Origin of the sequence: Alcanivorax nanhaiticus, from assembly GCF_000756665.1 — a bacterium.
GTDB classification, from domain to species: Bacteria; Pseudomonadota; Gammaproteobacteria; order Pseudomonadales; family Alcanivoracaceae; genus Alcanivorax; species Alcanivorax nanhaiticus.
On sequence record NZ_ARXV01000023.1, the window covers coordinates 1 to 23,601 of the forward strand.

A 23,601-nucleotide genomic window follows, 5' to 3' on the forward strand; every position below is an offset into this window, starting at 1 on the left:
GGCCACGCTGAGTATGCAAGGGGCTTCTCAACAGCCTGCTAGTCCTTGGGTTGCATTGACAGCGCATCAGCGCTGACAAATTGTAGCCCCAATAGTTCGCGTTCTATTCGCGTCTTGTGAGCCGCCTTGGGAAATACCCGGCATAAGGAGGTGCAAGATGCGACAGTTTCTATTGGTTCTGAAAACTCTCTGGCGACTTACATTGGCGACGGCAATGGTTGTTGCTCTCCCTGTCATTACTGAAGCAAAAGGTCCGCCGGCAGGCAAGGGCGGCGGTGGTGGCAGTACCACCACAACCTATAGTGGTGAAGCCACGGCGGTGGATATCACGCTCAATACTTTTCTGCTTGGTGAAACGAAGGTGGTGCTTAGCGATACCGGCCAGTTGAATGCGTCGGGCGGTATGATCGAAAAGGGTTTGAGTGAGACGGTGCAGACCGGGCTGGTGGATTTGGGCGTCAGCGTGCTATCCACTTCGGTTACCGGTAGCGGTGATCTTACCCATGCTAACGCCACAGTGGTGGGGTTGGAGCTATCAGTACTGGATGTGCTGACTATCTCCGCCTCGGTGTTGCAGGCCGATGCCTCCAGTCAGTGTCTCTCCGGAGATGCGGATACACAGGGTTCATCGCATATTGCCGAGCTGGCAATCAATGGTCAGGCGATCACTGTGTCGGGCCAGCCAAATCAGACGGTCAGTATTCCGGGCGTTGCCAGCATTGTTATCAATGAGCAGATCTTTTCCGGTAACAGCGTTGAAACCAATGCCCTGCATGTGACCTTGCTCGGTGATGATGATCCCTTGCTGGGTTTGATTGATCTTGGTCTGGACAGACTGCTGTCTGCGGATGTCATCATCAGTCACACCAAGGCGGGTATTACCTGTGGCGATACCTATGTCTGTCCGGTGAAGGATTTTGTGACCGGTGGAGGCCAGTTGGAAGTGGCGGGTGGAAAGCTGTCCTTTGGCATGGTGGGAGGCCTTAAACCCAATGGGCTCAGTGGTCACCTGAACCTGGTAGATCATCGCAGCGCAGGCCCCCACATCAAGGGTAGTAGCGTTTCCGAATACACGGTGCTGGATGAGGTGACCCGGAAACTGGTGTATGGCTGTTCGGGCACAGGTAACAGTACTTGCACAGTGACAGTCGCTGATCGCGGCGAGCCGGGAGTGAATGACAGCTTGTCGATCCTGTCAGGTGGCTATGCCGAAGCAGGGACCATTGCCCGTGGCAATATCCAGCTACACAAGCCCGGCCAGTGTGATGCTGGCAGTACAGATGGTGGCGACGGAGGAGGTAAGGGCAAAGGCAATGGCAAGAAAAAATAGGATAAAGTGAGGTGAGTACGCCCTGTCAGCACTGGCCTGACAGGGCGTACATTATTTCAGGCGGAGCGGGAAAGCTGCTGTCGAACCGCCTTGATCAGTTCAGCAAAATCCGGTTTGGCGATGATCGCGAGTACCAGGGTATAGATTCCGTTCAAGACCGCCAGTTGCATGTCGGCTTGCATCAGGCTCAATGCGACGACAATCATGGACACTGCATCCAGAATGCCAAGCAGCAGAAACATGCTGGCCTGCACTTTCCCTGCAGCATTGGCGTTTTCATCTTCGTTGGGAGAGAGCCCTTGTACCGGTCGAGCGGCGATCGCAGCGGGGGAAAGAAGCCAATTGCGCAAAGGACGTGCGCACAACAACATCAACGCCATGGCTCCCAGTGAGCCCATCCGCAGCTGATCTTCAGGGATTAATATCGCCGGAGCGGTATAGCCGCCCACGATCACCATTAGAACAACAGCAATGCCTATCAGCATGGGGGTACTAAGCACCACAAACCAGAGCAGGGTCATGCGCTTGTGGGCCGAGGTGATGTCAGACGTCATCCCTTTATCCTTTTTTGTTTACGGGCGGAAGGAAACTAGCAGACCCAGAGTGGATAAAAAAGTGCATTCTGTTTCTGTCATACAAGGACATTTTGCGTTTCGTTTTCTTGTCATTCTTCTCTTGCAGCGACATGTTATCTCCATCAGAACTTACCCGCTTTTGTCGGAATGCCGGCAAGGAGAGAGAGATGACTGCCATGCTGCAGAAATTACCGCTGGATCCGGCCAGTCTGAATCGTGTGGGTGATCCCGCGCGGCCAGGAATGAATAAAGTACGCGCTCTATTCAAGTGGATGCTGGATTCTGACCCGCAGCCGACTGAAGGGCAGATGAAAGTTATACGCGAATCTATGCTCTCTGGGGATCCGCTGGCCGATGCGGTTGTCGCCATGTATGGACAGCTGCCAGCGGGGAAGGGAAGGAAGCTGGTCGATCAGGCGTTAGAACAAGGGATTGATTCTTTACATAACCCACCGCAAGCGCTGCTCGCGTTATTCCGGCAGATAGATCATGAGCCGATTTGGCTGGACCGGGAGCTGTTGCGATTGGGCTGCGAAGTCTCTTATCGAGTGGGGATGTCTGGCGAGCTGGTGTTGCGAAATATGTCCCTCATGGGTGGCTATCTGGCTGGCGCAGCGGCCAAGCCGCTGGTCTTCACCGGGCAGCTGGATCGCATGGCGAACCGCCGTTTGATAGAAACCGGTAAATTCTGGATGGACGTGACAACGCCCGGTGGATTGGAGCGGGGTGAAGAGGGCTTCAAGAGTGCTGTGCGGGTGCGGCTGATGCATGCGCAAGTGCGTAGCATGTTACTGAAGTCTGATAGCTGGGATATGCGTTGGGGTTATCCGTTGAATCAGTGGGATTCCATGGGCACCATCCTGGAATTTTCTGTCATTTTTCTTACCGGGTTGCGTTCACTGGGTTACCTTTTCAGTCGCCGTGAGCGAGAAGCGGTAGTGCATCTTTGGCGCTACGTGGGTTACCTGATGGGCGTAGATGAACGCATCCTGCCTGCTAATGAAAAGGACAGTATGCGTGCGCTGTATCAAGTGATGGCGACCATCGGCGAGAGTGATGATGACACCCGCCGTTTGGGCGAGGCATTGGCCAATGCCTCATTGCAGAATCGTGATGGCGGGGTGCAGCAATATCTGGGCAGGTTAGAGTACACCCTGCGAGCAGGCTACAGTCGTTATATTCTGGGTGATGAAGCGGCTGACAAACTGGGCTTGCCCCGCACACTGACCAAATACTTCTGGCCTGCGCAGGCTCCGGTTCGTGTCGGGCTGGAGCTGGCGCGTATCGCTACCCCTGGTGCTAACAAGGCTCTTATGTGGTTAGGTGAAAAAGCGCGCAAGGGACAGTTCCCCAGGCAAGTGAAAAAGCTGAAAGCGGATACGACGTTTACACCGGTGAAAAAGCTGTTTCGGTAAAAATAAGCTACGAGAAGCGAGAAGCGAGTTTCGAAAATCAAAAAGATAACCTTTCCATTGTCGAAGGGTTTTGATCTTCGCTTTTCGAAACTCGAAACTCGAAACTCGAAACTCGAAACTCTGAAATTCGCACCTCAAGCGGTGCTCCTACAAAAACCGTAAGCCACAACGCAAGAGGCCGCGCCCGAATTCCGGGCGCGGCCTCTTGCGTTTCAGTGTCTACAGCGCTTCACTCGCGTTGTAGCTTGTAGCTGATGTTAGTCCCTGAAGTTATTGAACTGCAGAGGAATCTCCAGCTTGGAGGCTTTCAACAGCGCAATGGCTTCCTGAAGATCGTCACGTTTCTTGCCGTTGACGCGCACCTGTTCACCTTGGATGGAGGCCTGAACTTTCAGTTTGGCATCCTTGATCATTTTCACGATCTGCTTGGCGGTAGGCTGATCAAGACCTTGCTTGAAGGTCAGGGTTAGAGAGAAGGTTTTGCCGCTGTGCTCCGGCTTCTCCGGGCGGTCTGCGCCGGCGGCACTGATGCCTTGCTTGACGGCGGCTTTGGCGAAAATATCTTCCAGCTGCTGCACCTGAAAGTCGGACACCGTTTTCAGCGTCACGGTCAGACCTTTTTGCTCGATGCTGGCTTCCACGCCGCGAAAGTCAAAACGATTGCTCAGATCACGGTTGGCATTTTCCACCGCATGACGCAGGGCCACTTCATCAATCTCGGAAACAATATCAAAGGACGGCATGGTGTCGGCTCCCCTCGCAGGGTCAAAGGTTGCCAAGTATACCTGTTGAGGAGGGAGGAGGGCAGGCTGCAACGGATGTCACATTCCTGAAAATTGGTACTTTTGAAGCATATTAGTGAATCGTCCTCGGGTTTATGTTGCCTGTGCTGCACAGGAGTGTGAGCACTAACAACAAGCCAGGAGGCAATATCATGTCACTCAAGGAACGGCTGTCACCGGACAGTCTGTTGGAATCCCTGCCTGTTTCCCGCGATCTGTTGACCCGTCTGGGTCTGCTCGGTGCCCAGGTGTCCCGCAAGATCGCCATCGATCAGGTCAGCGTTGATAGCGGCACCCTCAATAATCTCAAAGTGGAAAGGGTCAATCTGGGTAGTGCCAGCATTGGCAGCCTGACGGTGCAGAACGGTTCGGCCAGCGTCAACAATGCCAATGCGGTGCTGAATCAGGTACGCAGCATTGTGGAGCTGGAATTCCATCTGGACTGGGAAATCGATTTGGGCTGGATTGGCAGCTGGGATGGCAGTGAGAACATGGGTAGTCTCGATATCCCGGTGGACCTGGGCACGATTACGGTCCCGGATCTGGGCGATATCGACTTGCAGATTCCCAGTATTGATATCCCCGGCCTGGTGGCCGAGATGAAGCCCATTGACCAGTTGGATCTGGGCAATCTGGATATCAGCGGTGTGCGGCTGGACAAGCTGAGTCTGCCCAGTGCCGGACTATCCATCACCGGAATGGGGGTGGGTGATCTGACGCTCAGTTCCGTCACTGTGCCATCGGCAGACGGTGAGGCCATGCGTGTCAATCGTGCAGCGCCTACCCAGCACCTCAACCTGCCCGGTGCCAGCCTGGAGAATGTGGCGATCCCGGCGGTGAATATGCCGTCTGCCACCAGCGGTTCCTTTACCGCTGACGCCACGGCTTCGGACAAATCAGTGGGCGTTGATATCGGTATCCTCAAGGTCAGTGTCCGGGTGACCCCCACTGTACATCTCAACGTGGGCAGCATGACGCTTAGTGATGCGCAGCTGGCGGCGGATCTGGGCAAGGTATCCATCAACGACATCAGTCTGCCGGTGTCCCTGGAAGGGATTACCGGTGGTGAGCTGGGGTTGAACAGTATCAGCGTTAACAAGCTGACATTCTGAACAAGGAGAGAGAGATGTCACTAAATCACAAGGATTTTGAAAAGCGCTGGGAACAGGCGCACCGCAAGCAACGCCCGCAGATGAAAAAGGCTTCCATTGCGCCGGTGGTACACCTGTCGGTGATCTCCGTACTGGATAACTACATGACCCAGCTGCACAAGGCGGTAGAGGGTCATGCACTGAGCAAGGAAGAATGCGATGAGGTTTGCAAAAAAATCGCAGAATTGAAACCGTTGGCGAAAAAGGCAGACAGCAAGGCCGCCAAGTACCTGCGGGTGTAACGCTTTCCCGTAGGGTGAGCGCAGCGAATAATCTGCCTGCAGGCGATCCGGGCTTAAGCGAGGAAACAAAAACAGTTTCGAGTTACGAGAAGCGAGTTTCGAAAGGCAGAACCTGAAGCATGGAAAGAAGCTTGGGTTTTGATCTTCGGAACTCGGTACTCGAGACGCGCTTCTGGAATCCTTGCCTCGCCTGGGCTTGGATCGCTCAGGCGAGGTGGGCTCCTGCTCGGGGTATAGCGGATGTGGTACTGATGAAAAAAGCCCGCCCGGTAACGGGCGGGCTTTTTTGCATCGGGCGTCCGGCACGTAAAGCGTGCTGCGTCTCTTAAAACGCCAACACCATGTCCGTGGTAAAGGCCCAGCCGTTGCCTCCCAACTGGAAGGGCACGCTGCTGTAGCCCACCGGCGAATCCTTCAGATACAACCCTTGCACATTGAAACGGAACTCCTTGCGCTTGAACGGGAACCAGTTGAAGCCGACGCTAAGGTCATGAGGCGTACCGTATTCGCCCTGAATTTCTGAATAGGCAACGTAGGGTTGCAGCACTTTCGGGATGGCCATCATGGAAGCTTGTACCTGGTAGCCTTTGTCATCCAGTTCGTCCACCGGCAACGGGCCTGTGGCATCAAACTTGTCCACCCAACGATGGTAGAACTCAGCTTCCAGGAACCAGCCGCGGTACTTCAGGCCGGCATTGGCGGCAGCCATCTGGTAAGTGGCCTGGTCGATGGTGGAGCCATTGGCAAACGGGTCTTGTTGGAAGATCAAGGTGCCGTCTGAGAGGCGAATCTGGGAGTTCTCGAACGAGTTGGTGCCTGGCTGTGCCTGAGCATCCTCCCGGCTGTGGGTGAAGTGAATGCCAAAGCGGGTGGCCAGTTGTTCGTGGAACTCGTAATCACCAAATCCTTCACCGGGGCCGAATTCACCGGTGGTGGGCATCCACCACAATGAACCGGACACAGTATTGAGACCGTCATCCAGCTGATTGCCGCTGACGCCCAGCTGACTGAGGTTGTTACCGAGCATGGCGCGGTACATCAGCCCCTCGGCGATTTGACCTTCTGCCCAGATGCCAGTGGTGTAGGAACCCCGGAAGAATTCATCGGCGATGGTGCGGTGGTCGTTCTTCAGCCAGTTCGGGAAGGTGTAGTTGGTGGAACGGGTAGAGGGCAGTGCACCGATACCGGCATACAGTTTGAATGCGGGATTGAAGTGATAGCCTAGGTTCCCGGCCACTACCACCTGGGCCGGGTCGCCCTGGCTGGTGTTGGAGGTCCAGGTGTAGAACAGGTATTTCAACTTGGGATCAAAGATCCAGCCCTTGAAACTGATATTCACCTTCTGGAACTGGAAATCGTTACGCGGATCGATGCTGATGGTGTTGCCAAAACTGTCTGTATAGGTGCGATCAAAATCTTTCTGGTTCAGGTAGCGGGTATAGCTGAATACGCCGAAATTCACCTCGCCCATGTCCGAGCTGAACAGGTTGAAGCCCCGGCCAGGCCGATAACCCAGACTGGTGCCGGGCTGGGGAGCATTGCTCGGTGCCGCTGTGCTTTCTCCATAAAGTTCGGTTTCCAGCTTCTGGATCCGTTGATCAAATTGCTGGCTTTGTTGTTCCAGATTTTGCCTCAGGGTTTTTAACTCCTGAAGTTGCTGTTCCACCGCTTTTGAGTCGGTTTCTGCAACAGCGTTTGGTGCAAGCATGGCAGCGCAAAGCGCCGCCGAAAGAGTGGTTGATTTACGCATTCCCGAGTCCCTTCTTCTTGATTAACTATTGGTGTCTGCAGAGCAAACGTTGGGGGCGTGGTAATCCAGATTCATCAAGCGGAAGTAGTTGGCACCCAGGGCAATGTTCCGGAAAGCCTCGTCATCCAGCGCACGCAGTACCCGGCTGGTCACTTCCAGCTCCTTGCCATACTGGTCGTCTGCCTTGTAGCCGGCGGCAACAAAGTCGGTGCCGGGAAGAATGCGGGTGGAGTATTCATTCAGGAATGGCACATAAATGTCACCCCATTGATGGTATTCGTTGTAAAGCACGTCCCAGGAGACATCCAGCATCAGGTGAGGGTAGGTATCGAGCAGGCCACTGAGAATGTCCACATGACGTGCCGGATCCATATTGCCCAGCTCTTTGGAAAGTCCCATGTGTGCCCAGACGATTTTGTTATCCGGATAGGTTTCCAGGATGTGTTTCATCAAGGGAAGAAACTCAGTGGGATTGGCGTCGTTACCCAGATCGGAATGGAAGGTCACCGGAATGCCACGTTCACGCAGCACTGCCATGAAAGGCCCCCACTGGTTGATAGATTCGATCGTAGCCGGCTCATGGTTGTTTTTCAGGAGCGCCTGTTTCATCACATTCAGTTCGCCACTCCAGCTGAACATGCCGGGGAATTCGCGATCGTAGAGTTCGATCATATCGGCAATGTCGTCAGGGTGAGCCAGATCCATGAAGGTCATGGAAAGCGTGATGTGCAGATTGTCACTGGGGTAATGCACGGTTTCCAGACCGTTGGCAAAATCATTCTTGATGCTGGGCACGGCAGTCACACCCGGGCAATCCAGGTAATAGCTACAACCGGAGTCCAGTTCCAGAATCTGGCCGATGCCAAAGTAGTTCACGAATCGGACGCCCTGGGCTTCCAGCATGGCATGCAGTTTTTCTGCCTTGATGGGTGGGCCGCCAAAGGGACGGGGATGAAAGTGAGCGTCCACTAGCGGGGTGTAAGGTTCCTTCTCCCGGTCATAACAGGCCTGTTGATTACTGGGCTCGCTTAATGATGCCAGGGTGCGAGGGTTGTCTTTGCGGGTGTCGGTGCTGCTGAAGGAGTCCAGTGTGGCACAACCGCTGATAATGGCGGCCATCGGAACGGCCAGGAGCGGTGTACGGAGTCGGCGGGCGAAGCCGGTAAACGAGAGAAAGTCCATATCCTGTCATCCATGTGCTGCCGTTTGAAAGTGCGCTGGCGGGTAAACAACCGGCCAGAGTCTGTTTGATAGTAAGTGAATTGAAATCATTCGGCCATGGGGCCTAGCTGCCAGGATACAGAAGTGTGCGCTGCTTACGTTGCCGGTTGATGAGGGTGCTGAAAATGACACAGGAATATACATAGTGACATGCACTGTTTCTTTCTGATGGCTCTCATCAAGATCATGGTGTTTTTGGTCAGTTGCGAGAAACAAATCTCATGGTGTCGTTTCGACGCCCATGAAACACTCAGTCTCCAATCGCAGTGGTTGCAGGCATATCAAGGAGGCAAATCATGGGTGCGGTACTCGACGACAATAATATCAATCAGTCCCAGGACTGGGCAGCCGAGGCGGTTGCCAAGCAGCGCCGTTATTTCGAATCCGGAGCCACCCGGAGCTATGCATTCCGTATCCAGCAGCTAAAGAAGCTCAAGGCCGCTCTGGTGAAATACCAGACCGAAATTCAGGAAGCCCTGAAAGCGGACATTGGACGTCCGGAGTTCGAAGCCTATGTCGAAATCAGCACCGCCTACGAAGATCTGAAACACACTATCAAGCATCTGAAACACTGGATGAAACCCAAGCGAGTGGGCACTACTCTGTGGGCACAGCCGGGTCGTAGCCGCATCGAGTCTGTTCCTCAGGGCGTGACTTTCCTGATGGGGCCTTATAACTATCCCTTCCTGCTGTTGGTTCAGCCTTTGATTGGTGCTATCGCTGCTGGTAACACCGCTGTACTGAAGCCCTCCTCACTGAATCCCACTGTGGCCAATGTGGTGGAGAAAATGATGAAAGAGTGTTTCAGCGACGAATTGGTGACGACCTTTAAAGGCAGCACCGAAGTGACCAATGTGCTGCTGGAGCAGCGTTTTGATCACATCTTCTTTACCGGCAGCCCGCGTGTGGGCCGCATCGTGATGGCTGCAGCTGCCAAGCATCTGACCAAGGTCACTCTGGAACTTGGCGGCAAGAGCCCGACCATCATCCACAAGGATGCCAACCTGAAAGTGGCGGTGCGGCGTACCCTGGCAGGAAAGATGATGAATGCGGGCCAGACCTGTGTGGCGCCGGATCACATCCATGTCCATGCAGATATCAAGGACGCCTTTGAAAAGGAAATGGTTGCCACCCTCAAGGAGTGGTACGGCGATAACCCGGCTCAGAGCCCTGACCTGGGGCGCATGATCAATGATCGTCACTTCGAGCGTGTGGCAGGCCTGATCGACAAGAGCAAACTGCTGGCGGGTGGTCAGACGGATGCCGGCCAGCGCTTTATCGCCCCGACCTTGCTCAAGGATGTGAGCATGGATGACGCGGTGATGCAGGAAGAAATCTTTGGCCCGGTGCTGCCCATGCTGACCTACTCCACTCTGGAAGAGCTGATCGCCAATCTGAAGAAGCTGCCGGAGCATCCGCTGGCGCTGTACCTGTTCACCGAGAGCAAAGATGTGGAGCAGCATGTGCTGGCCAACACCCAGTTCGGTGGTGGTTGCATCAACAACACGGTAATGCATGTGGCCAACCCGAACCTGCCGTTTGGTGGTGTGGGCGAGAGTGGCATGGGGGCCTACCATGGGCAGAACTCATTTGATGCGTTCTCCCACAAGCGAGGCATCCTCAAGGCTACGACCCTGTTTGATATCAAGCTGCGTTATGCGCCATATCTGGACAAGGTGAACATGATCAAGAAGATGATCAAGTAACGCGTCTTCCTCCATAAAAAAGCCCGGCAAAACGCCGGGCTTTTTTATGGTTCATCGCAGGTTGGCGGGAGGGCAGGTTCCTCCGTTGCGCTACGTTCCTGCAGCGGCTTCGTAGTGAGGTCGGAACTAGCTTGCTGGTCGCCATCAGACAAAGCAAAATCCTGAAAACTCGAAACTCGAAACTCGAAACTCGAAACTCGAAACTCGAAACTCGAAACTCGAAACTCGAAACTCGAAACTCGAAACTCGAAACTCGAAACTCGAAACTCGAAACTCGAAACTCGAAACTCGAAACTCGAAACTCGAAACTCGAAACTCGAAACTCGAAACTCGAAACTCGAAACTCGAAACTCGAAACTCGAAACTCGAAACTCGAAACTCGAAACTCGAAACTCGAAACTCGAAACTCGAAACTCGAAACTCGAAACTCGAAACTCGAAACTCGAAACTCGAAACTCGAAACTCGAAACTCGAAACTCGAAACTCGAAACTCGAAACTCGAAACTCGAAACTCGAAACTCGAAACTCGTCTAGTCCTGATTCCGGCTGCGGGGCAGTCGCATGTTGTACTGCCCCGCCGCGTTCACTTCAGTAATTTTTGCTTCAGGGTTTCCCGGGTGCTCTGCACGATGGCATAGAACGCCGGAATCATCGGGGTGCCGATCAACAATGCTGCCAGCATGCCCCACATCACTGTGTGCCCCAATGACAGCTGGCTGAACATGCCGGCGCCACTGGCAAAGGCCAGTGGCAGGATGCCCAGCACGAAGGACAGAGCGGTCATGCACACGGCGCGGAAGCGCAGGCGACCGGCTTCGGCAGCGGCCTCAAGAATCGACAGGCCTTCCTGCTCGCGCCGTTCGCGGGCGAATTCCACGATCAGAATGGCGTTCTTGGCGGCGAGTCCGATCAGCAGCACCAGCCCGACCTGGGCGAACAGATCCAGCGCTCCCAATTGCGGGATACCGATCTGGCCTACCATCAGCAATCCACCGATAGCCCCCGCCACAGCGATGGGTACCACCAGGATGATGGCGGCTGGCACCGACCAGCTTTCATACTGGGCCACCAGAAACAGGTAAATGAACACCATGGCCAGGATAAAGGCGACGCCAATCTGGTTGCCGGCTTTCTTTTCCTGATAACTCTGGCCGGTCCATTCCACCTGGTAGCCCTGTGGCAGCACCCTGTCGGCAATGCCTTCGAGCGCCTGCATGGCATCGCCGCTGGAGACGCCGGTGACTGGTGAGGCTCGCAGGATGGCGGAACGGTAGAGGTTATAGCGGTTGCTGATGTCTGCGCCGAGCACCGGGCTCACAGTGAGCAGGGTGGACAGTGGCACCATGTCGCCCTTGCTGCTGCGGGCATACAGTTGCTCAATGTCTTTCAGGTCGGAGCGGTAGTCCGGGTCGGCCTGCATCATCACCCGGAAGGTGCGGCCGAACAGGGAGAAGTCATTGATGTAGCTGGAGCCCAGCTGGCTTTGCAATACGGTGAACACATTGGTCAGCGGTACCTGCAAGGTCTTGGCCTTGTTGCGATCAATGTCGATTCGGTACATGGGGACATTGGCACGGAAGCTGGAATAGGCACTGCTGAACAGCGGTGACTCATTAGCGGCGGCTACCAGTAATTGCATGGCACCCGCCAGTTCCGCATGGCTGCGGCCAAGGGTGTCTTCCAGTACCAGTTCCAGGCCGCCAACGGCACCCATGCCGGGTACGGACGGCGGTGGGAAAGACTGGATCTGGGCTTCCGGAATGGTCTTGTAGGCTTGCTGGGTAAGACGCGCAGACACGGCCAGCGAGATGTCCTTGAAGTCCGGGCGATCATCCCAGTGTTTAAGCACCACGAAGCCGGTGCCGCCGTTGCTCTGCACGCCGCCGGTGAGCATGGAGAAACCGGCGATCATGGTGGCGGATTCCACGGCCGGGTCGGCAGTCAGCATTTTCTGTACTTCCTCCACCACCGCTTCGGTGCGGTTAATGGAGGCGGCATCCGGTAGCTGCACGTTCACCAGCAACAGGCCCTTGTCTTCCATGGGAACAAAGCCGGTGGGTACCGCGCGGGCGCCGAAGAACAGACCGATCATGATCAGCGCGTACAGCACCAGCGTCAGCCCACGACGGCCCAGCAGGCCGCCGACAATATGGGAGTAGCCGCCGGTGACTTTGGCAAAGCCCTTGTTGAACAGCTTGTACCAGCCGGCCTCCTCCTTGCCATGGCGCAGCACCAAGCTGGCCACGGCAGGGCTCAGGCTCAGTGCGCATACCGATGACAGCACCACTGCCACACAGATGGTGACGGCAAACTGGTTGTACATGATGCCGGTGATGCCGGGCATCAGTGCCACGGGCACAAACACGGCCAGCAATACCAGAGTGGTGGCAATGATCGGACCGGTCACTTCTTCCATGGTGCGGGTTACCGCATCGCGGGTAGAAATGTTGGGATCTTCGCTGAGATGGCGGTCGGTGTTTTCCACCACCAGGATGGCGTCGTCCACCACAATCCCGATGGCGAGAATCAGACCAAACAGGGTAATGGTATTGATGGTCATGCCGGCCACCAGCATCACTGCCAGGGTGCCGATCAGCGAGACCGGAATCACCACAGTAGGAACCAGGGTAGGTCGCCAGTCGCCCAGGAAGATAAAGGTGATCAGAATCACCAGCCCCACCGCCATCAGCAGGGAGCTGGTGACCTGGCGAATGGCCACTTCCACATAGCGGGTGGTGTCATAGCCGATGGCGTAATCGAGGCCATCCGGGAACGTCTGGCTGAGGTCTTCCAGTGCCTGCTTGAGGGCATCCCCGGTGGCCAGCGCATTGGCGCCGGGCGACAGGTAAGCGGCCATCACCGTGGTGGGATGATTCTGATAATTGGCGGCGATGCTGTAGGAGAGCTGGCCCAGTTCGATGCGGGTCACATCACCCAGACGCACCATGCCGCCGTTTTCATCTGCACGCAGAATGATGTTTTCGAATTCTTTCACATCCTTGAGGCGACCCTCCATTTGCAGGGCGTATTCGGTGCTGAGCTTGCCGTCAAACGGCGGTGCGCCGATCTTGCCCGCCGGGGTCTGCACGTTCTGTTCGCGCAGGGCGTTGCCAATATCGTCCGGGGTAATGCCCAGCGCGGTCATCTTTGGCGGGTCCATCCACAGGCGCATGGAATAGTCCGCGGCGCTGAACACGCTCACGTCGGCAATGCCGTCCACCCGCTTGAGCGGGTTCTGCACATTGAGCAGGCTGTAGTTGGCAATGAACAGCTCGTCCAGGGAGCCGTCCGGGGAATACAGGTTGATGGTAAAGAGGATGTCCGGCGAGCGCTTGTCGATGGTCAGGCCCTGGGCACGGACTTCCGCAGGCAGGGAAGGCTCGGCCAGCTTGACCCGGTTCTGCACCCGTACCAGAGCCATGTCCGGGTCTTCGCCCACTTCGAAGGTAATGGCGAGACTGTAGCTACCGTTGTTGGAAGAGCTGGATGACATGTAGTCCATGCCTTCCACCCCGTTGACCACATCCTCGATCACTTGCCCAACGGACTCTTCCATGATGGCGGCAGAGGCGCCGGGCCAGCTGGCGCTTACCGAAATCTGCGGTGGTGCCACTTCCGGGTATTCGGAAATGGGCAGCAGTTTCATGGCCAGCAAACCGGTGAAGGTAATCACCAGGCCGACCACCATGGCCAGCTTGGGTCGCTGAATAAAAACGCCACTGATCACGGGGCATCACTCCCGTGGCTGGTCTCGGTGACTTCCTCGTTTTCCGGTTCGGCCGGCGGCATTTCAGGCTCGCTGCCTGCGTGGGCCTGGGTGGCCGGTTTGTAGTCCGACACCACCACTTCACTGCCAGGGCGCACTTTCTGGATGCCTTGCAGAATGACTTTGGCTCCTGCCTGCATGCCTTCGGTGACCAATACGTTTTCTCCGAAGCGCTCACCGGTTTGCAGGTTGGTGCGCAGCACCCGGTTGTTCTCATTTACGGTGAATACATAGGTGCCTTGCTGATCCACCTGCAGTGCCGCCTGCGGAATCATCAAGCCACTCAAACTTTCCTTGAGGCGAACCTGAGCCTGTACATACATGCCGGGGCGTAGCAGGTCTCTCGGGTCGGGCATGGCAGCGCGCACTTCCACGGTGCCGGTGTTGGTGTTCACCCGGTTGGAGACATAGACAATGTTGCCGGTGTAGGGGTACTCACTGCCGTTGGGCATGATCAGGCCGACTTCGATGTCTGACGGTTTGGGCTGGTTTTCACTCATGGCCGCGTCGGTGAGCAGCCGCTCCGGGATCTGGAATACCGCCTGCATGTCGTTGCCGCCCACCAGAGTGGTGAGCGTGCCATAACCAGGGCTGACCACATCGCCCACGGAGGCGATCGAGCGGCCGACGCGGCCAGCCTGCGGTGCGGAAATATGCGTGTAGGAGAGATCTACCTGGGCGCTTTCCAGTGCGGCGCGGGCAGATTGTTTTGCCGCTTCCGCTTCCAGCTTGCGGGTCTTGAGGGTGTCGTACTCGGAGTCCGAGATGTAGCCCTTTTCGATCAGCTTGTGGGCGCGATTCAGGTTGTTTTTGGCATCGGCCAAGGTGGCGCGCGCGCGTTCCTGCTCTGCGCGGGCACGATCCAGGGCCGCCTGGTACGGGGCAGGATCGATATCAAATAGCGGCGCACCGGCTTCCACATTATCCCCTTCGCGGAAGTGCACGGCGGTGAGCTTGCCGGTGACCTGGGCAGTGATGTTCACGTCGCTGCGTGAATCGATGCGGGCGGTAAAGGTGCGCTCGGGTTGGTAGGACTGCTCGCTGGCGGTGACCACAAAGACTTCCGGTGGCGGTGCTGCCGGTGGCGGTGCGTCGTCGCAGGCGCCAAGTAAAAGGGTGGTCAGCGGCAGGCCCAGTTTGATCCAGCGCATGGCAGATTCTCTCCGTGTTTTCGTCGGTGTGGATCACCGAATCCTTTATTTCAGGCTCACTCTAGCATGAAGCCTGTGACAGGGAAGGGAGAGGAGGGTAATTACAGGGAGACACGACGGCGTGCCACTTTGGCACGCCGACGCGAAATGGTTTTCAGATCAATCCGTGTTCAGTGCCGACATGGCCTCATGAAGCTGGTTTGCCCAGCTATCAATTTCACGGGACAGGGCACTGGTCATGCCTTCATGAATCGCCTGATGAAAGCGTTGTGCCGGTTCGCTGGCCAGGAAGTCCTGGTAGCGATCCAGACTTTCCGCATCCAGATTGCGGTAGGCATACAGGAAGGCGAGATCGACCCGTTTTTCGATTTGCGCACGCAGGACGGTCGGGTCCGGGGCGGCCGGTTTTGCACCAGCGTCATTGCCGGGTATGGCTTTGGCAACGGCGGTTGCTGAGTACGTGTGCAAGGCAAGGGCATTGTCGGTAGTGCCAGTGAGTTCATCCAGCTGCCGCATGCGGGCGACTTTATCCGTGTCCGCCTGCAGCTGTTTTGCCTGTTGCTGCATTTCCAGCAACCCGTGTTTGGTGGCGGCCTGCACTTCTTCCTGGGTAATACGTTTACCCAGCGCAGATTGATACCACTGGGAGATGGCTTCCAGATCCGCAGCGGACAAGGTTTTTTCCATGTGTTCCTGAACACTGGTTTGTAGTTCAGAGACCAGCGTATCGCTGTCAGCACGCGTCAGGATCAGATCCAGATTGTCGTCGGTGATTTCTCCATGCTGGCGAATCTCTGCACGAACCATGTCTGGCCAGCTCTGCACCTGTTCGGTGAAACCGGATTGGTCTAGCAGGTTTTTAACCTTGGCCGTATCGGCGGCGAACAGCAACGAAGGAGTGAGTAGCAGCACCAGCAGGGTGCGTGCTGTCAAAGACAGCCAGGCAAGCAGGGAGAGTGACATCGGTGCTCCGTGGAGATCGCTATTGTTGTTTTGATGGCTTACAGATTGTGCATTCTAGCAAGAAAATCCGCCGCGGCGATTATTGCCAGGGATGGCTGTCTGAGTCGATCCGTTTTCGTCCCAGAAGCCGCAGCAACCCATGACGCAGTGTTCTCATCAGCGGGTAAAGAGATCGTGCTATGCGTCGTGAACGGAACAGACGTGCACTCAGTCTGTTGCGAAGGCCCACGCCATTACTGAGTCGGGCAATCTGCTGCAGGGCCGCTACGCCATGGTAATAGTGCCCCTGGTAGATCAATACCATCCCTTCATCCAATGGCATCTCGCGCTGCCGCAAATATTGCACCCAATCGGGTGCTTCCCTGGCGTTGATCAGCCTCAGGGTCCCCGCCGCATCACGCAATCTCACAAAACTCGCATAGTGGCGGCAGGCCGGACAGTCGCCGTCGTAAATCAGACAGGTGTCAGTGGTAGCGGGTTTCATGGTGCCTCGCAGACAAGTGTGGCGAATGCCATTCGAATGACACCTTGTGGCAGGGGGTTAAAAACCTATCCCAAAGTATTAATCGAGACCGAGGGGAGACCAAAAAAGTGAACGATCAGTAACTTTATGTCAACGCTTGGTGAATCATTGGTACTTTATGCGGATTTTCTCTCATTCCTGGATCGAGTGAAATTGCGCCGCACTTATTTGCACTCAATTTGGGGGATATATGAACGGACGCGCGCTAGTCCCTTTCCTTTCGTGTTGTTGTCTTTTTAGCAGCATCCCGGCCTATGCCGGGAGCAGCAGTGAATCACCGGGCACCCGGCAATATGTCAGCCCCATGGCCAGCTATCTGGAACTGGATGAAGACCGAAATCTGGGTAGTAAAGGCCTGGGTGGTGCCCTGGCCTATGGCCGTGAGTTGTCAGACCACTGGTGGTGGGAATCCGAGTTTGCCGCCTATGGGTTGGATACCGGAGAAGAGTTCTCCACGGACTTTTACCAGGGATCGCTCACCACCGGGTTGCTATACGCCTTTGGTGACCGGATGTCCTTCACCCCGTTTGTGGTAGCCGCCGTGGGCGTCATCCGCAACGACGTGGTGCCGGATGAGGATGATGACTACAACTTCCACGCCAATGTGGGCCTTGGGGCGGTGTCCAATCCGCTGCTCGACAACGGCCTCAAGTTACGCGTGGAAGGCCGGTACCTGTACGACGATTTCGAGGGCACCAGTCACAACGGCACCCTCGGTGAGGGTGGCTTCAACGACTGGCGATTCTCTATTGGCCTGGAATTCCCGTTGGGCTTCAGCCGGGTGGAAGAAAAGGTGGTCGAGAAAGTCGTCTACGAAACCCGGGAAGTCGAGGTCATGGTGAAAGAGCCCGATAGCGACGGAGATGGCATACCGGACAGCCGTGATGAGTGTCCGAATACGCTCAAAGGGGGCGAGGTCGATGGTAAGGGCTGTCTGCTGACCAACCAGACCATCACCTTCCACAACATCGGTTTTGAATTGAACTCCGACCAGGTCACGGCTTCCACCCGGCCAGTGTTGGAGCGGGTCGCCCAGGCCCTGAATGCCCAGACCAATTTCAGTATCGAAATCAGTGGCCACACCGACAGCGTGGGCTCGGCGGAATACAACGAGCAGTTGTCGCTGGGAAGGGCGGAATCAGTTCGGCGTTTGTTGATTGAAAACGGTGTGGCAGCGGAACGGTTGACCGCCCGTGGCTATGGAGAGCTGGACCCGGTGGCCAGCAATGAAACCGCATCCGGCAGGGCCATGAACCGCCGTGTCGAATTCAGGGTGATGGAGGTGAAAAAATGAGAGCCAGTCAAATCAAGGTAATGTTGTTGGCGACGTTGGCGGTCATGTTGCTGGCGGGCTGTGAAGCCGACGGCAGCAGCGACAGTGGCCGCAAGAAAGCGGCAGCTCCGCAAACGCGCAGCGTGGATCAGGATGGCGATGGTGTCTCTGACGTTCTGGATAATTGTCCGGACATGGCCAACGCCATGCAGGAAGATGCCGACGCTGACGGTGTGGGCGATGTGTGTGACGAGGATCGTGACGGCGATGGCGTGGACAACGGCGAGGATAACTGCCCTCTGATTGCCAACACGGACCAGGCTGATGGCGACAGCGATGGCCTCGGTGATGTCTGCGATATGGATGCCGATACTGACAATGATGGTGTTGATGATGGCATAGACAACTGTCCCTTCCTGTTCAACCCGGATCAGGGGGATGTGGACGGCGACGGTGTTGGCGATCTCTGCGATGGCGACGCCGATAACGATGGCGTTGATAACATCAATGACAACTGCCAGTTCACCGCCAATGTGGACCAGGCGGATGAAGACCTGAACGGCGTAGGTGATGCCTGTGAAGGAGACCGTGATGGTGACGGCGTGGACGACAGCCAGGATAACTGCCTGACGCTACCCAATCCGAACCAGGATGACGCAGATCTGGATGGTCTGGGGGATGTCTGCGATGCGGATCTGGATGGTGATGCCCATGATAATGATCAGGATAACTGTCCGCTGATTGCCAATGGCGATCAGCAGGATTCCGATGGTGATGGCATTGGTGATCTGTGTGATGGTGGTAGCGGCTCCATGGAAGACACCGATAACGATGGTGAGCCGGATGTGTCCGATAACTGTCCGCTGGTGCCCAACGGTAATCAGACAGACAGCGATGGTGATGGCTTGGGTGATGTCTGCGACGACGATGGTTTTACCTGCGCCAATCATGCGACCTATAGCCCGCTGACCAGCGCAACCCATAACGCCAAGGGCGGTAGCCTGGGCGGGTTGGGCGAGCCGGGCATCTGTCTTGGCTGCAGCGTGGATAATCCGGAGCGCATGATCGATAACAACGTGGATACCTTTGCGCAGATGAACATCGGTACCGCGCTGGTCTATGGCGGTGCCTATGTGCGAGCCAATGCCAAGGACAACAGCCAGAATGTGGCCGCCAGCCATGTCGGCTTTGTGGTCACGGACACTACCTCACCGCTGCTGAACATTGAGGTGCTGGGTAACTTCATCACCATTCGTTTCTATGACAACGGCAACAAGGTGGCGGAGCGGGTGGTTGATGGCAGTCTGCTGGATATTGATCTGCTGGGTATTGGGGCCAACACCAATCAGCGTTTCCTGGTAACCAAGGCGCCGGGCAGCTTTGATTCGGTGAGCCTGTCCTATGCGGGGGCCTTCAATGTGAACAAGGCCTTCCGTGTGCACGATGTGTGCTACCAGCCGAAGCCCTGATCAAGCAGTAACGGGGTAATAAAAAACGGGCCTCCCTGAGGCCCGTTTTTTGTCTGGCTGCGGGTCGTGTAGAAAGCGGATCTTTTTGGGATATCCAGCTTGCTGAACGAACGCCGTGCCTAGGTTGGGGGCATGGCCTGGCCGGCCAGCTGACCCGGCCCCCGCGTTGTAGCGTGTTGCTATTGCGCAGAAACAAAAAAGGCGCCACAAGGGCGCCTTTTTCACTGGAACAGTTGCTTACAGAGCAACGATGTTCTCAGCCTGCGGGCCTTTCGGGCCCTGAGTCACGGTGAACTCAACAGCCTGACCTTCGGCCAGAGTTTTGAAGCCAGAGCCTTGAATGGCGCTGAAGTGAGCGAAAACGTCAGGGCCGTTTTCCTGCTCCAGGAAACCAAAACCTTTTGCTTCGTTGAACCACTTAACGGTGCCTTTAACAGTAGACATAACACTATCCTGAAAAAAATGAAGTTTTGCCCCAGGGGGCGGGTGTAGCTGAAAAACGGGAACTTGGACTTCAGAACTGCAGGACGAGTTATACAACACCGAAATGGAGTACGTGATTCAAGCGCGATCTTTTAGCTAACGCGCAAGGTATAGGTAATTCACCAGTCTGTCCATCGAAATTCGCATTATCGGATCGTCGGTCGATGCGGGCGGGGGGATGGATGGGGGAATAACCGCTATTGCGGCCCGTCTTTCCTTGGTTATCCTCAGAGGATAGCCCTCAATTTGGAATAGCTATGTCTGACGAGAAAGACCCCCGGGTCCTGTTCGCGGCCGAGCGGACATTGCTGGCCTGGAACCGCACCAGCATTGCGCTGATTGCCTTTGGCTTTGTGATAGAACGCTCCGGGATGCTGATCCGGCTGCTTTCCAGCGAGCCCACCGAGAAGAGCGCCCATCTGGTGACAGTGATTATCGGGTTGATGTTTATCCTGATCGGTGCGGGTGTAGCGGTATTTTCGTCCCGGCAATATGCCCGGTTGCTGGCGTCACTGAAGCCCTCTGACTTTCCCGATGGCTATGCAGCCCGCTGGGGCATTGCTGTCAATCTGGGTGTTGCCGTGCTGGGGCTGTTGCTGGCGGCGGCGCTGTTCGTGAGCCATTAACCCATGGTGATGCGTACCTGGCTGAAAAAGGCGCGGCCCCGGAAGTTGCCCTTTCGCCGTCATGTTACCCGTGCTGCCGTGGCATTGATCTATCGTGATGAGCCGGGCAGTGAGGCGCTGTTCTTTATTCAGAGAGCCCGGCGCGATGGCGACCCCTGGTCCGGCGATATGGCTTTCCCGGGTGGGCGTTTGCAGCCAGGAGACCGCTCCAGCCGTGACACCGCCATGCGCGAGACCGGAGAAGAAACCGGTCTGAACCTCTATCGGGAGGGGCTGTATCGCGGGCGCTTGTCGGATCTGCTCACCCGCCATCACAGTCGCTGGCGTCCCATGGTGGTGACCCCGCATGTGTTTCGTTGGCAAGGCGACACCGCATTCCAGCTTAACCATGAGGCGCGTCAGGGCGTCTGGATTCCGCTGGCGTATCTCGCAGACCCTGCCAATCAATCCCGGTTACCTATCAACACCCCGTTGGGCACGCTGACCTTTCCCTGTTGCCGTTATCAGGACTACTGCATTTGGGGGCTGAGTTACAGCATGATGCGGGAGTATCTCGACAAGCACGGTGTTTCATAACAGATCGCTGGCCAGGTGATTCGGCAGCAGTTTCGCTCAATGCGTTACGGTGTCGGTATCGGTACACTGCGCCTTTGTCGCTTATGGGGGAGCTATGGACTCATCACATCACCATTCTGGACGCAGGCCACTGGCACAGATCATTGCTCAGGGGCTGCTGCGCATGACCGGCTGGAAGGCTGGCCCTTTCCCGGATATCGATCGGGCGGTAATCGCCGGCGGGCCTCACACCTCCAACTGGGATGGTGTCATTGCCCTGGTCAGTCGTTCCGCGCTGCAGAAAGACGTGAACATCATGATCAAGCACAGCCTGTTCAAGGGGCCGCTGGGCTGGTTGCTGCACAAGTTGGGCGCGATTCCCATTGAGCGCGGCCGCGCGGGGGGCGTGGTGACCCAGACCGTCGCGCAATTTCAAAAACGCGACAGGCTGTTGATTGCTGTCACCCCGGAAGGCACCCGCAGTAATGCGGAAGAATGGAAGCTGGGTTTCTATCACATTGCCAAGCGTGCCAATGTGCCGATTATCCTCGCCCTGGCGGATTACCAGAAAAAGACCTTTTCCTTTCCTGTGGTGATTCATCCCTCAGACGACATGGAAGCGGATTTGCAGGCAATCTATCAGCACTTCGCTACCGCGACCCCGCGTCACCCGGACAAGCTGTCGGTGCCGGTAAAGGCGTTTTACGGACAATGATCCTGCCAGCAGGATGGTTGCGTTGGGCGACTCGCGATAAGCTGATAGCGGTTATGGCGGGGAACCTGTACATGCCTCATGCGCCTCTCCCTGGTCAGGGCGGTTTGATGCCGTTAGCGGGTGCCGGCCCATGGGACAGGGGTGGATGTAACCCACATGAAAAATCCCTTCTGGATGGTCTCACTCTCGAGCGGGAAATAGGGTATAAGTGGCCCCATGAAAACCCCAAAACGCCTCCAGCCCCTGGTCGATGATGGTCTTGTCGACGAAGTCCTCAGCCGCCTGATGAGCGGCAAGGAGGCGGATGTCTTTGTGGTGCGCTGTGGTGACGAGGTGCGTTGCGCCAAGGTCTACAAAGAAGCCATGCAGCGTAGCTTCAAGAAAGCGGCCCAGTACCAGGAAGGCCGCAAGGTCAGAAACTCCCGCCGCGCCCGGGCCATGGAAAAGGGTTCCAAATTCGGTCGTGAGCAGCAGGAGAAAGTCTGGCAAAGCGCAGAAGTGGATGCCTTGCGTCGCCTGGCCGATGCCGGTGTGCGGGTGCCGCGCACCTACGGCATGCTGGAGGGGGTCCTGCTGATGGAGCTGGTCACCGATGAAGCCGGCGATGTGGCTCCGCGCCTCGGTGAAGTGGTGATGGACGCCGACCAGGCCCGCGAAGATCACCGGCTGATGATTCGCTATATCGTGCGCATGCTTTGTGCCGGTCTGATTCACGGTGACTTGTCAGAGTTCAATGTGCTGGTCGATGAAGACGGCCCCGTCATCATCGACCTGCCTCAAGCTGTCGACGCCGCTGCCAACAACAATGCCCGCGCCATGCTCGAACGTGACGTCAACAACATGCGCCGCTACTACTCCCTGTTTGCTCCCGAGCTGGCCGAGACCAACTACGCCAGGGAAATCTGGGATCTCTATGAAGGTGGGGAGCTGCACCCCCATGTGGAGCTTAGTGGAGATGCCGAAGAAGACACCCACGAAGCGGATGTGGACGAGGTGTTGGCAGAGATCAAGGCGGCCTTTGAAGAAGAAGAGGCCAGAAAGTTGCGCGCCAAAGGCGCGGATTCGCTGGACTGACACCCGAAATAACCGAATCCCCCCTCCGCTACTTCCTTCGTTTACGGCGTTCCCGGCAGACAATCGTCTGGTGTTATCCCGTGACCCACTCTGGGCAGCACAACAGAATGACAAAAACCGGACAAGCGGCCAGTGAGTGGGGCGGTGTTTATCAAGTTGTTGTGTTTACTGACAATCCCGGTGCCTGATAAACGGTTGGTAGTGCATGAAATCCCTGAGGCGAATCCAGATTCCTACATCCTGTAGGAAATGGCGTACAACGAAAAACCGAAAGATTGACTAGGATGTTTTGACGAACAGGAAAGGCAGCAAGGGGGAAATTTCATCCGACGCTGCAGACTGGTCGCAAGGGACTTCAGCATATTCAGGATGAGAGAAAGCACAGGGGGTGCGTATGAACAGGTTAATCGTGGTTGCAGTGGTCGGGGTGATGTCGTTGGGCGGGGCCGCCCATGGTGAGAATGTGGCAATGAAGAAAGCCGTGGATAGCTGTATTGCCGAAACCATGAGTTATCAGCCTGATAGTTTGAACGATAGCGAACGGCAAGTTTTGAGGGTGCGTGTGCAGCAGGAATGCACGCTGATCGTCCAGCGCGAGTGCAGCAATAGGGAGAGTCCGCTCTGTCAGCATTTTTCAGGCAGACAATTGGCAGACCTTGAGCAGGAAGTTTCCCGGAACTCGATCCGGACGGCTTTCGGTCCTTGAGCGGGAGACGCTCGACGCCGGCCTGGTCACCTCTGCCTTCAAAGGGGCTGTAGGAGCGGCGCTTGAGCCGCGAACCGGCGTCGGAGTTTCCTCGCCAAGGCCCGGATTCGCCTCTCAAGCGAGGC

General features: G+C 56.3%; 21 protein-coding genes. 12 read left to right on the plus strand and 9 right to left on the minus strand.

The window, feature by feature from the left end:
- Positions 1 to 214 precede the first annotated feature (214 nt).
- Positions 215 to 1,330, plus strand: a complete 1,116-nt coding sequence (locus Y5S_RS18280) for a choice-of-anchor P family protein (protein WP_197055181.1) — start codon at positions 215 to 217, stop codon at positions 1,328 to 1,330.
- Positions 1,331 to 1,386: 56 nt separating this feature from the next.
- Here Y5S_RS18280 and Y5S_RS18285 read toward each other — a convergent pair whose 3' ends face one another.
- Positions 1,387 to 1,884, minus strand: coding sequence for a hypothetical protein (locus Y5S_RS18285; protein ID WP_035235135.1), 498 nt, complete (start codon positions 1,882 to 1,884; stop codon positions 1,387 to 1,389).
- A gap of 188 nt (positions 1,885 to 2,072) precedes the next feature.
- Between Y5S_RS18285 and Y5S_RS18290 the strand changes: the two genes are divergently transcribed.
- On the plus strand, positions 2,073 to 3,320 hold the full coding sequence (locus Y5S_RS18290; protein WP_052041711.1) for an oxygenase MpaB family protein: 1,248 nt from the start codon (positions 2,073 to 2,075) through the stop codon (positions 3,318 to 3,320).
- Between the two features lie 257 nt (positions 3,321 to 3,577).
- Here the strand turns inward: Y5S_RS18290 and Y5S_RS18295 are convergent, their stop codons facing one another.
- Positions 3,578 to 4,063, minus strand: a complete 486-nt coding sequence (locus Y5S_RS18295; protein WP_035235136.1) for a YajQ family cyclic di-GMP-binding protein — start codon at positions 4,061 to 4,063, stop codon at positions 3,578 to 3,580.
- 191 nt (positions 4,064 to 4,254) lie between these two features.
- Here Y5S_RS18295 and Y5S_RS18300 point away from each other — a divergent pair, with 191 nt between their 5' ends.
- Together Y5S_RS18300 and Y5S_RS18305 are read left to right on the plus strand one after the other, a co-directional pair.
- The gene (locus tag Y5S_RS18300) at positions 4,255 to 5,214 is read left to right on the plus strand and encodes a hypothetical protein (RefSeq protein WP_035235139.1); all 960 of its coding nucleotides are present in this window, start codon (positions 4,255 to 4,257) and stop codon (positions 5,212 to 5,214) included.
- 14 nt (positions 5,215 to 5,228) lie between these two features.
- Positions 5,229 to 5,495, plus strand: a complete 267-nt coding sequence (locus Y5S_RS18305; protein WP_035235141.1) for a hypothetical protein — start codon at positions 5,229 to 5,231, stop codon at positions 5,493 to 5,495.
- Positions 5,496 to 5,820: 325 nt separating this feature from the next.
- Here the strand turns inward: Y5S_RS18305 and Y5S_RS18310 are convergent, their stop codons facing one another.
- Both Y5S_RS18310 and Y5S_RS18315 read right to left on the minus strand, forming a co-directional pair.
- Positions 5,821 to 7,245: a carbohydrate porin gene (locus Y5S_RS18310; protein WP_035235142.1), complete on the minus strand. Its 1,425-nt coding sequence runs from the start codon at positions 7,243 to 7,245 to the stop codon at positions 5,821 to 5,823.
- 21 nt (positions 7,246 to 7,266) lie between these two features.
- Entirely contained in the window at positions 7,267 to 8,427 is a 1,161-nt protein-coding gene (locus tag Y5S_RS18315; protein WP_052041712.1) for an amidohydrolase family protein, read from the minus strand.
- Positions 8,428 to 8,762: 335 nt separating this feature from the next.
- Here Y5S_RS18315 and Y5S_RS18320 point away from each other — a divergent pair, with 335 nt between their 5' ends.
- Positions 8,763 to 10,172 (plus strand): aldehyde dehydrogenase, encoded by a 1,410-nt coding sequence (locus Y5S_RS18320; RefSeq protein WP_035235144.1) that lies wholly within the window; start codon positions 8,763 to 8,765, stop codon positions 10,170 to 10,172.
- A gap of 583 nt (positions 10,173 to 10,755) precedes the next feature.
- Here the strand turns inward: Y5S_RS18320 and Y5S_RS18325 are convergent.
- The 4 genes from Y5S_RS18325 to Y5S_RS18340 form a co-directional block, all read right to left on the minus strand.
- The gene (locus tag Y5S_RS18325) at positions 10,756 to 13,899 is read right to left on the minus strand and encodes an efflux RND transporter permease subunit (RefSeq protein ID WP_035235146.1); all 3,144 of its coding nucleotides are present in this window, start codon (positions 13,897 to 13,899) and stop codon (positions 10,756 to 10,758) included.
- Positions 13,896 to 15,089 (minus strand): efflux RND transporter periplasmic adaptor subunit, encoded by a 1,194-nt coding sequence (locus tag Y5S_RS18330; RefSeq protein WP_035235150.1) that lies wholly within the window; start codon positions 15,087 to 15,089, stop codon positions 13,896 to 13,898. The genes Y5S_RS18325 and Y5S_RS18330 overlap by 4 nt, the downstream gene beginning before the upstream one ends.
- Positions 15,090 to 15,248: 159 nt before the next feature.
- Positions 15,249 to 16,052, minus strand: coding sequence for a DUF2059 domain-containing protein (locus Y5S_RS18335; RefSeq protein WP_035235152.1), 804 nt, complete (start codon positions 16,050 to 16,052; stop codon positions 15,249 to 15,251).
- A 79-nt stretch (positions 16,053 to 16,131) separates the two neighbouring features.
- The gene (locus tag Y5S_RS18340; RefSeq protein ID WP_035235153.1) at positions 16,132 to 16,536 is read right to left on the minus strand and encodes a thiol-disulfide oxidoreductase DCC family protein; all 405 of its coding nucleotides are present in this window, start codon (positions 16,534 to 16,536) and stop codon (positions 16,132 to 16,134) included.
- A gap of 343 nt (positions 16,537 to 16,879) precedes the next feature.
- Between Y5S_RS18340 and Y5S_RS18345 the strand changes: the two genes are divergently transcribed.
- Positions 16,880 to 17,869, plus strand: coding sequence for an OmpA family protein (locus Y5S_RS18345; protein ID WP_035235155.1), 990 nt, complete (start codon positions 16,880 to 16,882; stop codon positions 17,867 to 17,869).
- The gene (locus tag Y5S_RS18350; RefSeq protein WP_035235157.1) at positions 17,866 to 19,317 is read left to right on the plus strand and encodes a thrombospondin type 3 repeat-containing protein; all 1,452 of its coding nucleotides are present in this window, start codon (positions 17,866 to 17,868) and stop codon (positions 19,315 to 19,317) included. Before Y5S_RS18345 ends, Y5S_RS18350 begins: the two co-directional genes overlap by 4 nt.
- Positions 19,318 to 19,554: 237 nt before the next feature.
- Here Y5S_RS18350 and Y5S_RS18355 read toward each other — a convergent pair whose 3' ends face one another.
- Entirely contained in the window at positions 19,555 to 19,761 is a 207-nt protein-coding gene (locus Y5S_RS18355; protein ID WP_035235160.1) for a cold-shock protein, read from the minus strand.
- Positions 19,762 to 20,057: 296 nt separating this feature from the next.
- On the opposite strand from Y5S_RS18355, the gene Y5S_RS18360 reads away from it, so the two are divergent.
- The 5 genes from Y5S_RS18360 to Y5S_RS18380 all read left to right on the plus strand — a co-directional run bounded on the left by Y5S_RS18360 (position 20,058) and on the right by Y5S_RS18380 (position 23,476).
- The gene (locus tag Y5S_RS18360; RefSeq protein ID WP_035235162.1) at positions 20,058 to 20,426 is read left to right on the plus strand and encodes a YidH family protein; all 369 of its coding nucleotides are present in this window, start codon (positions 20,058 to 20,060) and stop codon (positions 20,424 to 20,426) included.
- Positions 20,427 to 20,429: 3 nt separating this feature from the next.
- Positions 20,430 to 21,002 carry an NUDIX hydrolase gene (locus tag Y5S_RS18365; protein WP_035235165.1) on the plus strand — a complete coding sequence of 191 codons (573 nt, stop codon included), beginning with the start codon at positions 20,430 to 20,432 and terminating at the stop codon, positions 21,000 to 21,002.
- A 94-nt stretch (positions 21,003 to 21,096) separates the two neighbouring features.
- Complete coding sequence (locus Y5S_RS18370; RefSeq protein ID WP_035235168.1) at positions 21,097 to 21,696, plus strand: lysophospholipid acyltransferase family protein; 600 nt, start codon at positions 21,097 to 21,099, stop codon at positions 21,694 to 21,696.
- Between the two features lie 216 nt (positions 21,697 to 21,912).
- Entirely contained in the window at positions 21,913 to 22,770 is an 858-nt protein-coding gene (locus tag Y5S_RS18375) for a PA4780 family RIO1-like protein kinase (RefSeq protein WP_035235171.1), read from the plus strand.
- A gap of 394 nt (positions 22,771 to 23,164) precedes the next feature.
- Complete coding sequence (locus Y5S_RS18380) at positions 23,165 to 23,476, plus strand: hypothetical protein (protein ID WP_035235174.1); 312 nt, start codon at positions 23,165 to 23,167, stop codon at positions 23,474 to 23,476.
- Positions 23,477 to 23,601 lie beyond the last annotated feature (125 nt).

Bases quoted from the DNA above. Each gene is read 5' to 3' on its own strand.
- Y5S_RS18370 (WP_035235168.1), top strand. From the start codon at position 21,097: ATGGACTCATCACATCACCATTCTGGACGCAGGCCACTGGCACAGATC.
- Y5S_RS18340 (WP_035235153.1), bottom strand. From the start codon at position 16,536: ATGAAACCCGCTACCACTGACACCTGTCTGATTTACGACGGCGACTGT.
- Y5S_RS18310 (WP_035235142.1), bottom strand. From the start codon at position 7,245: ATGCGTAAATCAACCACTCTTTCGGCGGCGCTTTGCGCTGCCATGCTT.
- Y5S_RS18360 (WP_035235162.1), top strand. From the start codon at position 20,058: ATGTCTGACGAGAAAGACCCCCGGGTCCTGTTCGCGGCCGAGCGGACA.
- Y5S_RS18285 (WP_035235135.1), bottom strand. From the start codon at position 1,884: ATGACGTCTGACATCACCTCGGCCCACAAGCGCATGACCCTGCTCTGG.
- Y5S_RS18315 (WP_052041712.1), bottom strand. From the start codon at position 8,427: ATGGACTTTCTCTCGTTTACCGGCTTCGCCCGCCGACTCCGTACACCG.
- Y5S_RS18380 (WP_035235174.1), top strand. From the start codon at position 23,165: ATGAACAGGTTAATCGTGGTTGCAGTGGTCGGGGTGATGTCGTTGGGC.
- Y5S_RS18375 (WP_035235171.1), top strand. From the start codon at position 21,913: ATGAAAACCCCAAAACGCCTCCAGCCCCTGGTCGATGATGGTCTTGTC.
- Y5S_RS18280 (WP_197055181.1), top strand. From the start codon at position 215: ATGGTTGTTGCTCTCCCTGTCATTACTGAAGCAAAAGGTCCGCCGGCA.
- Y5S_RS18300 (WP_035235139.1), top strand. From the start codon at position 4,255: ATGTCACTCAAGGAACGGCTGTCACCGGACAGTCTGTTGGAATCCCTG.
- Y5S_RS18345 (WP_035235155.1), top strand. From the start codon at position 16,880: ATGGCCAGCTATCTGGAACTGGATGAAGACCGAAATCTGGGTAGTAAA.
- Y5S_RS18330 (WP_035235150.1), bottom strand. From the start codon at position 15,089: ATGCGCTGGATCAAACTGGGCCTGCCGCTGACCACCCTTTTACTTGGC.
- Y5S_RS18365 (WP_035235165.1), top strand. From the start codon at position 20,430: ATGGTGATGCGTACCTGGCTGAAAAAGGCGCGGCCCCGGAAGTTGCCC.
- Y5S_RS18290 (WP_052041711.1), top strand. From the start codon at position 2,073: ATGACTGCCATGCTGCAGAAATTACCGCTGGATCCGGCCAGTCTGAAT.
- Y5S_RS18295 (WP_035235136.1), bottom strand. From the start codon at position 4,063: ATGCCGTCCTTTGATATTGTTTCCGAGATTGATGAAGTGGCCCTGCGT.
- Y5S_RS18350 (WP_035235157.1), top strand. From the start codon at position 17,866: ATGAGAGCCAGTCAAATCAAGGTAATGTTGTTGGCGACGTTGGCGGTC.
- Y5S_RS18355 (WP_035235160.1), bottom strand. From the start codon at position 19,761: ATGTCTACTGTTAAAGGCACCGTTAAGTGGTTCAACGAAGCAAAAGGT.
- Y5S_RS18320 (WP_035235144.1), top strand. From the start codon at position 8,763: ATGGGTGCGGTACTCGACGACAATAATATCAATCAGTCCCAGGACTGG.
- Y5S_RS18335 (WP_035235152.1), bottom strand. From the start codon at position 16,052: ATGTCACTCTCCCTGCTTGCCTGGCTGTCTTTGACAGCACGCACCCTG.
- Y5S_RS18305 (WP_035235141.1), top strand. From the start codon at position 5,229: ATGTCACTAAATCACAAGGATTTTGAAAAGCGCTGGGAACAGGCGCAC.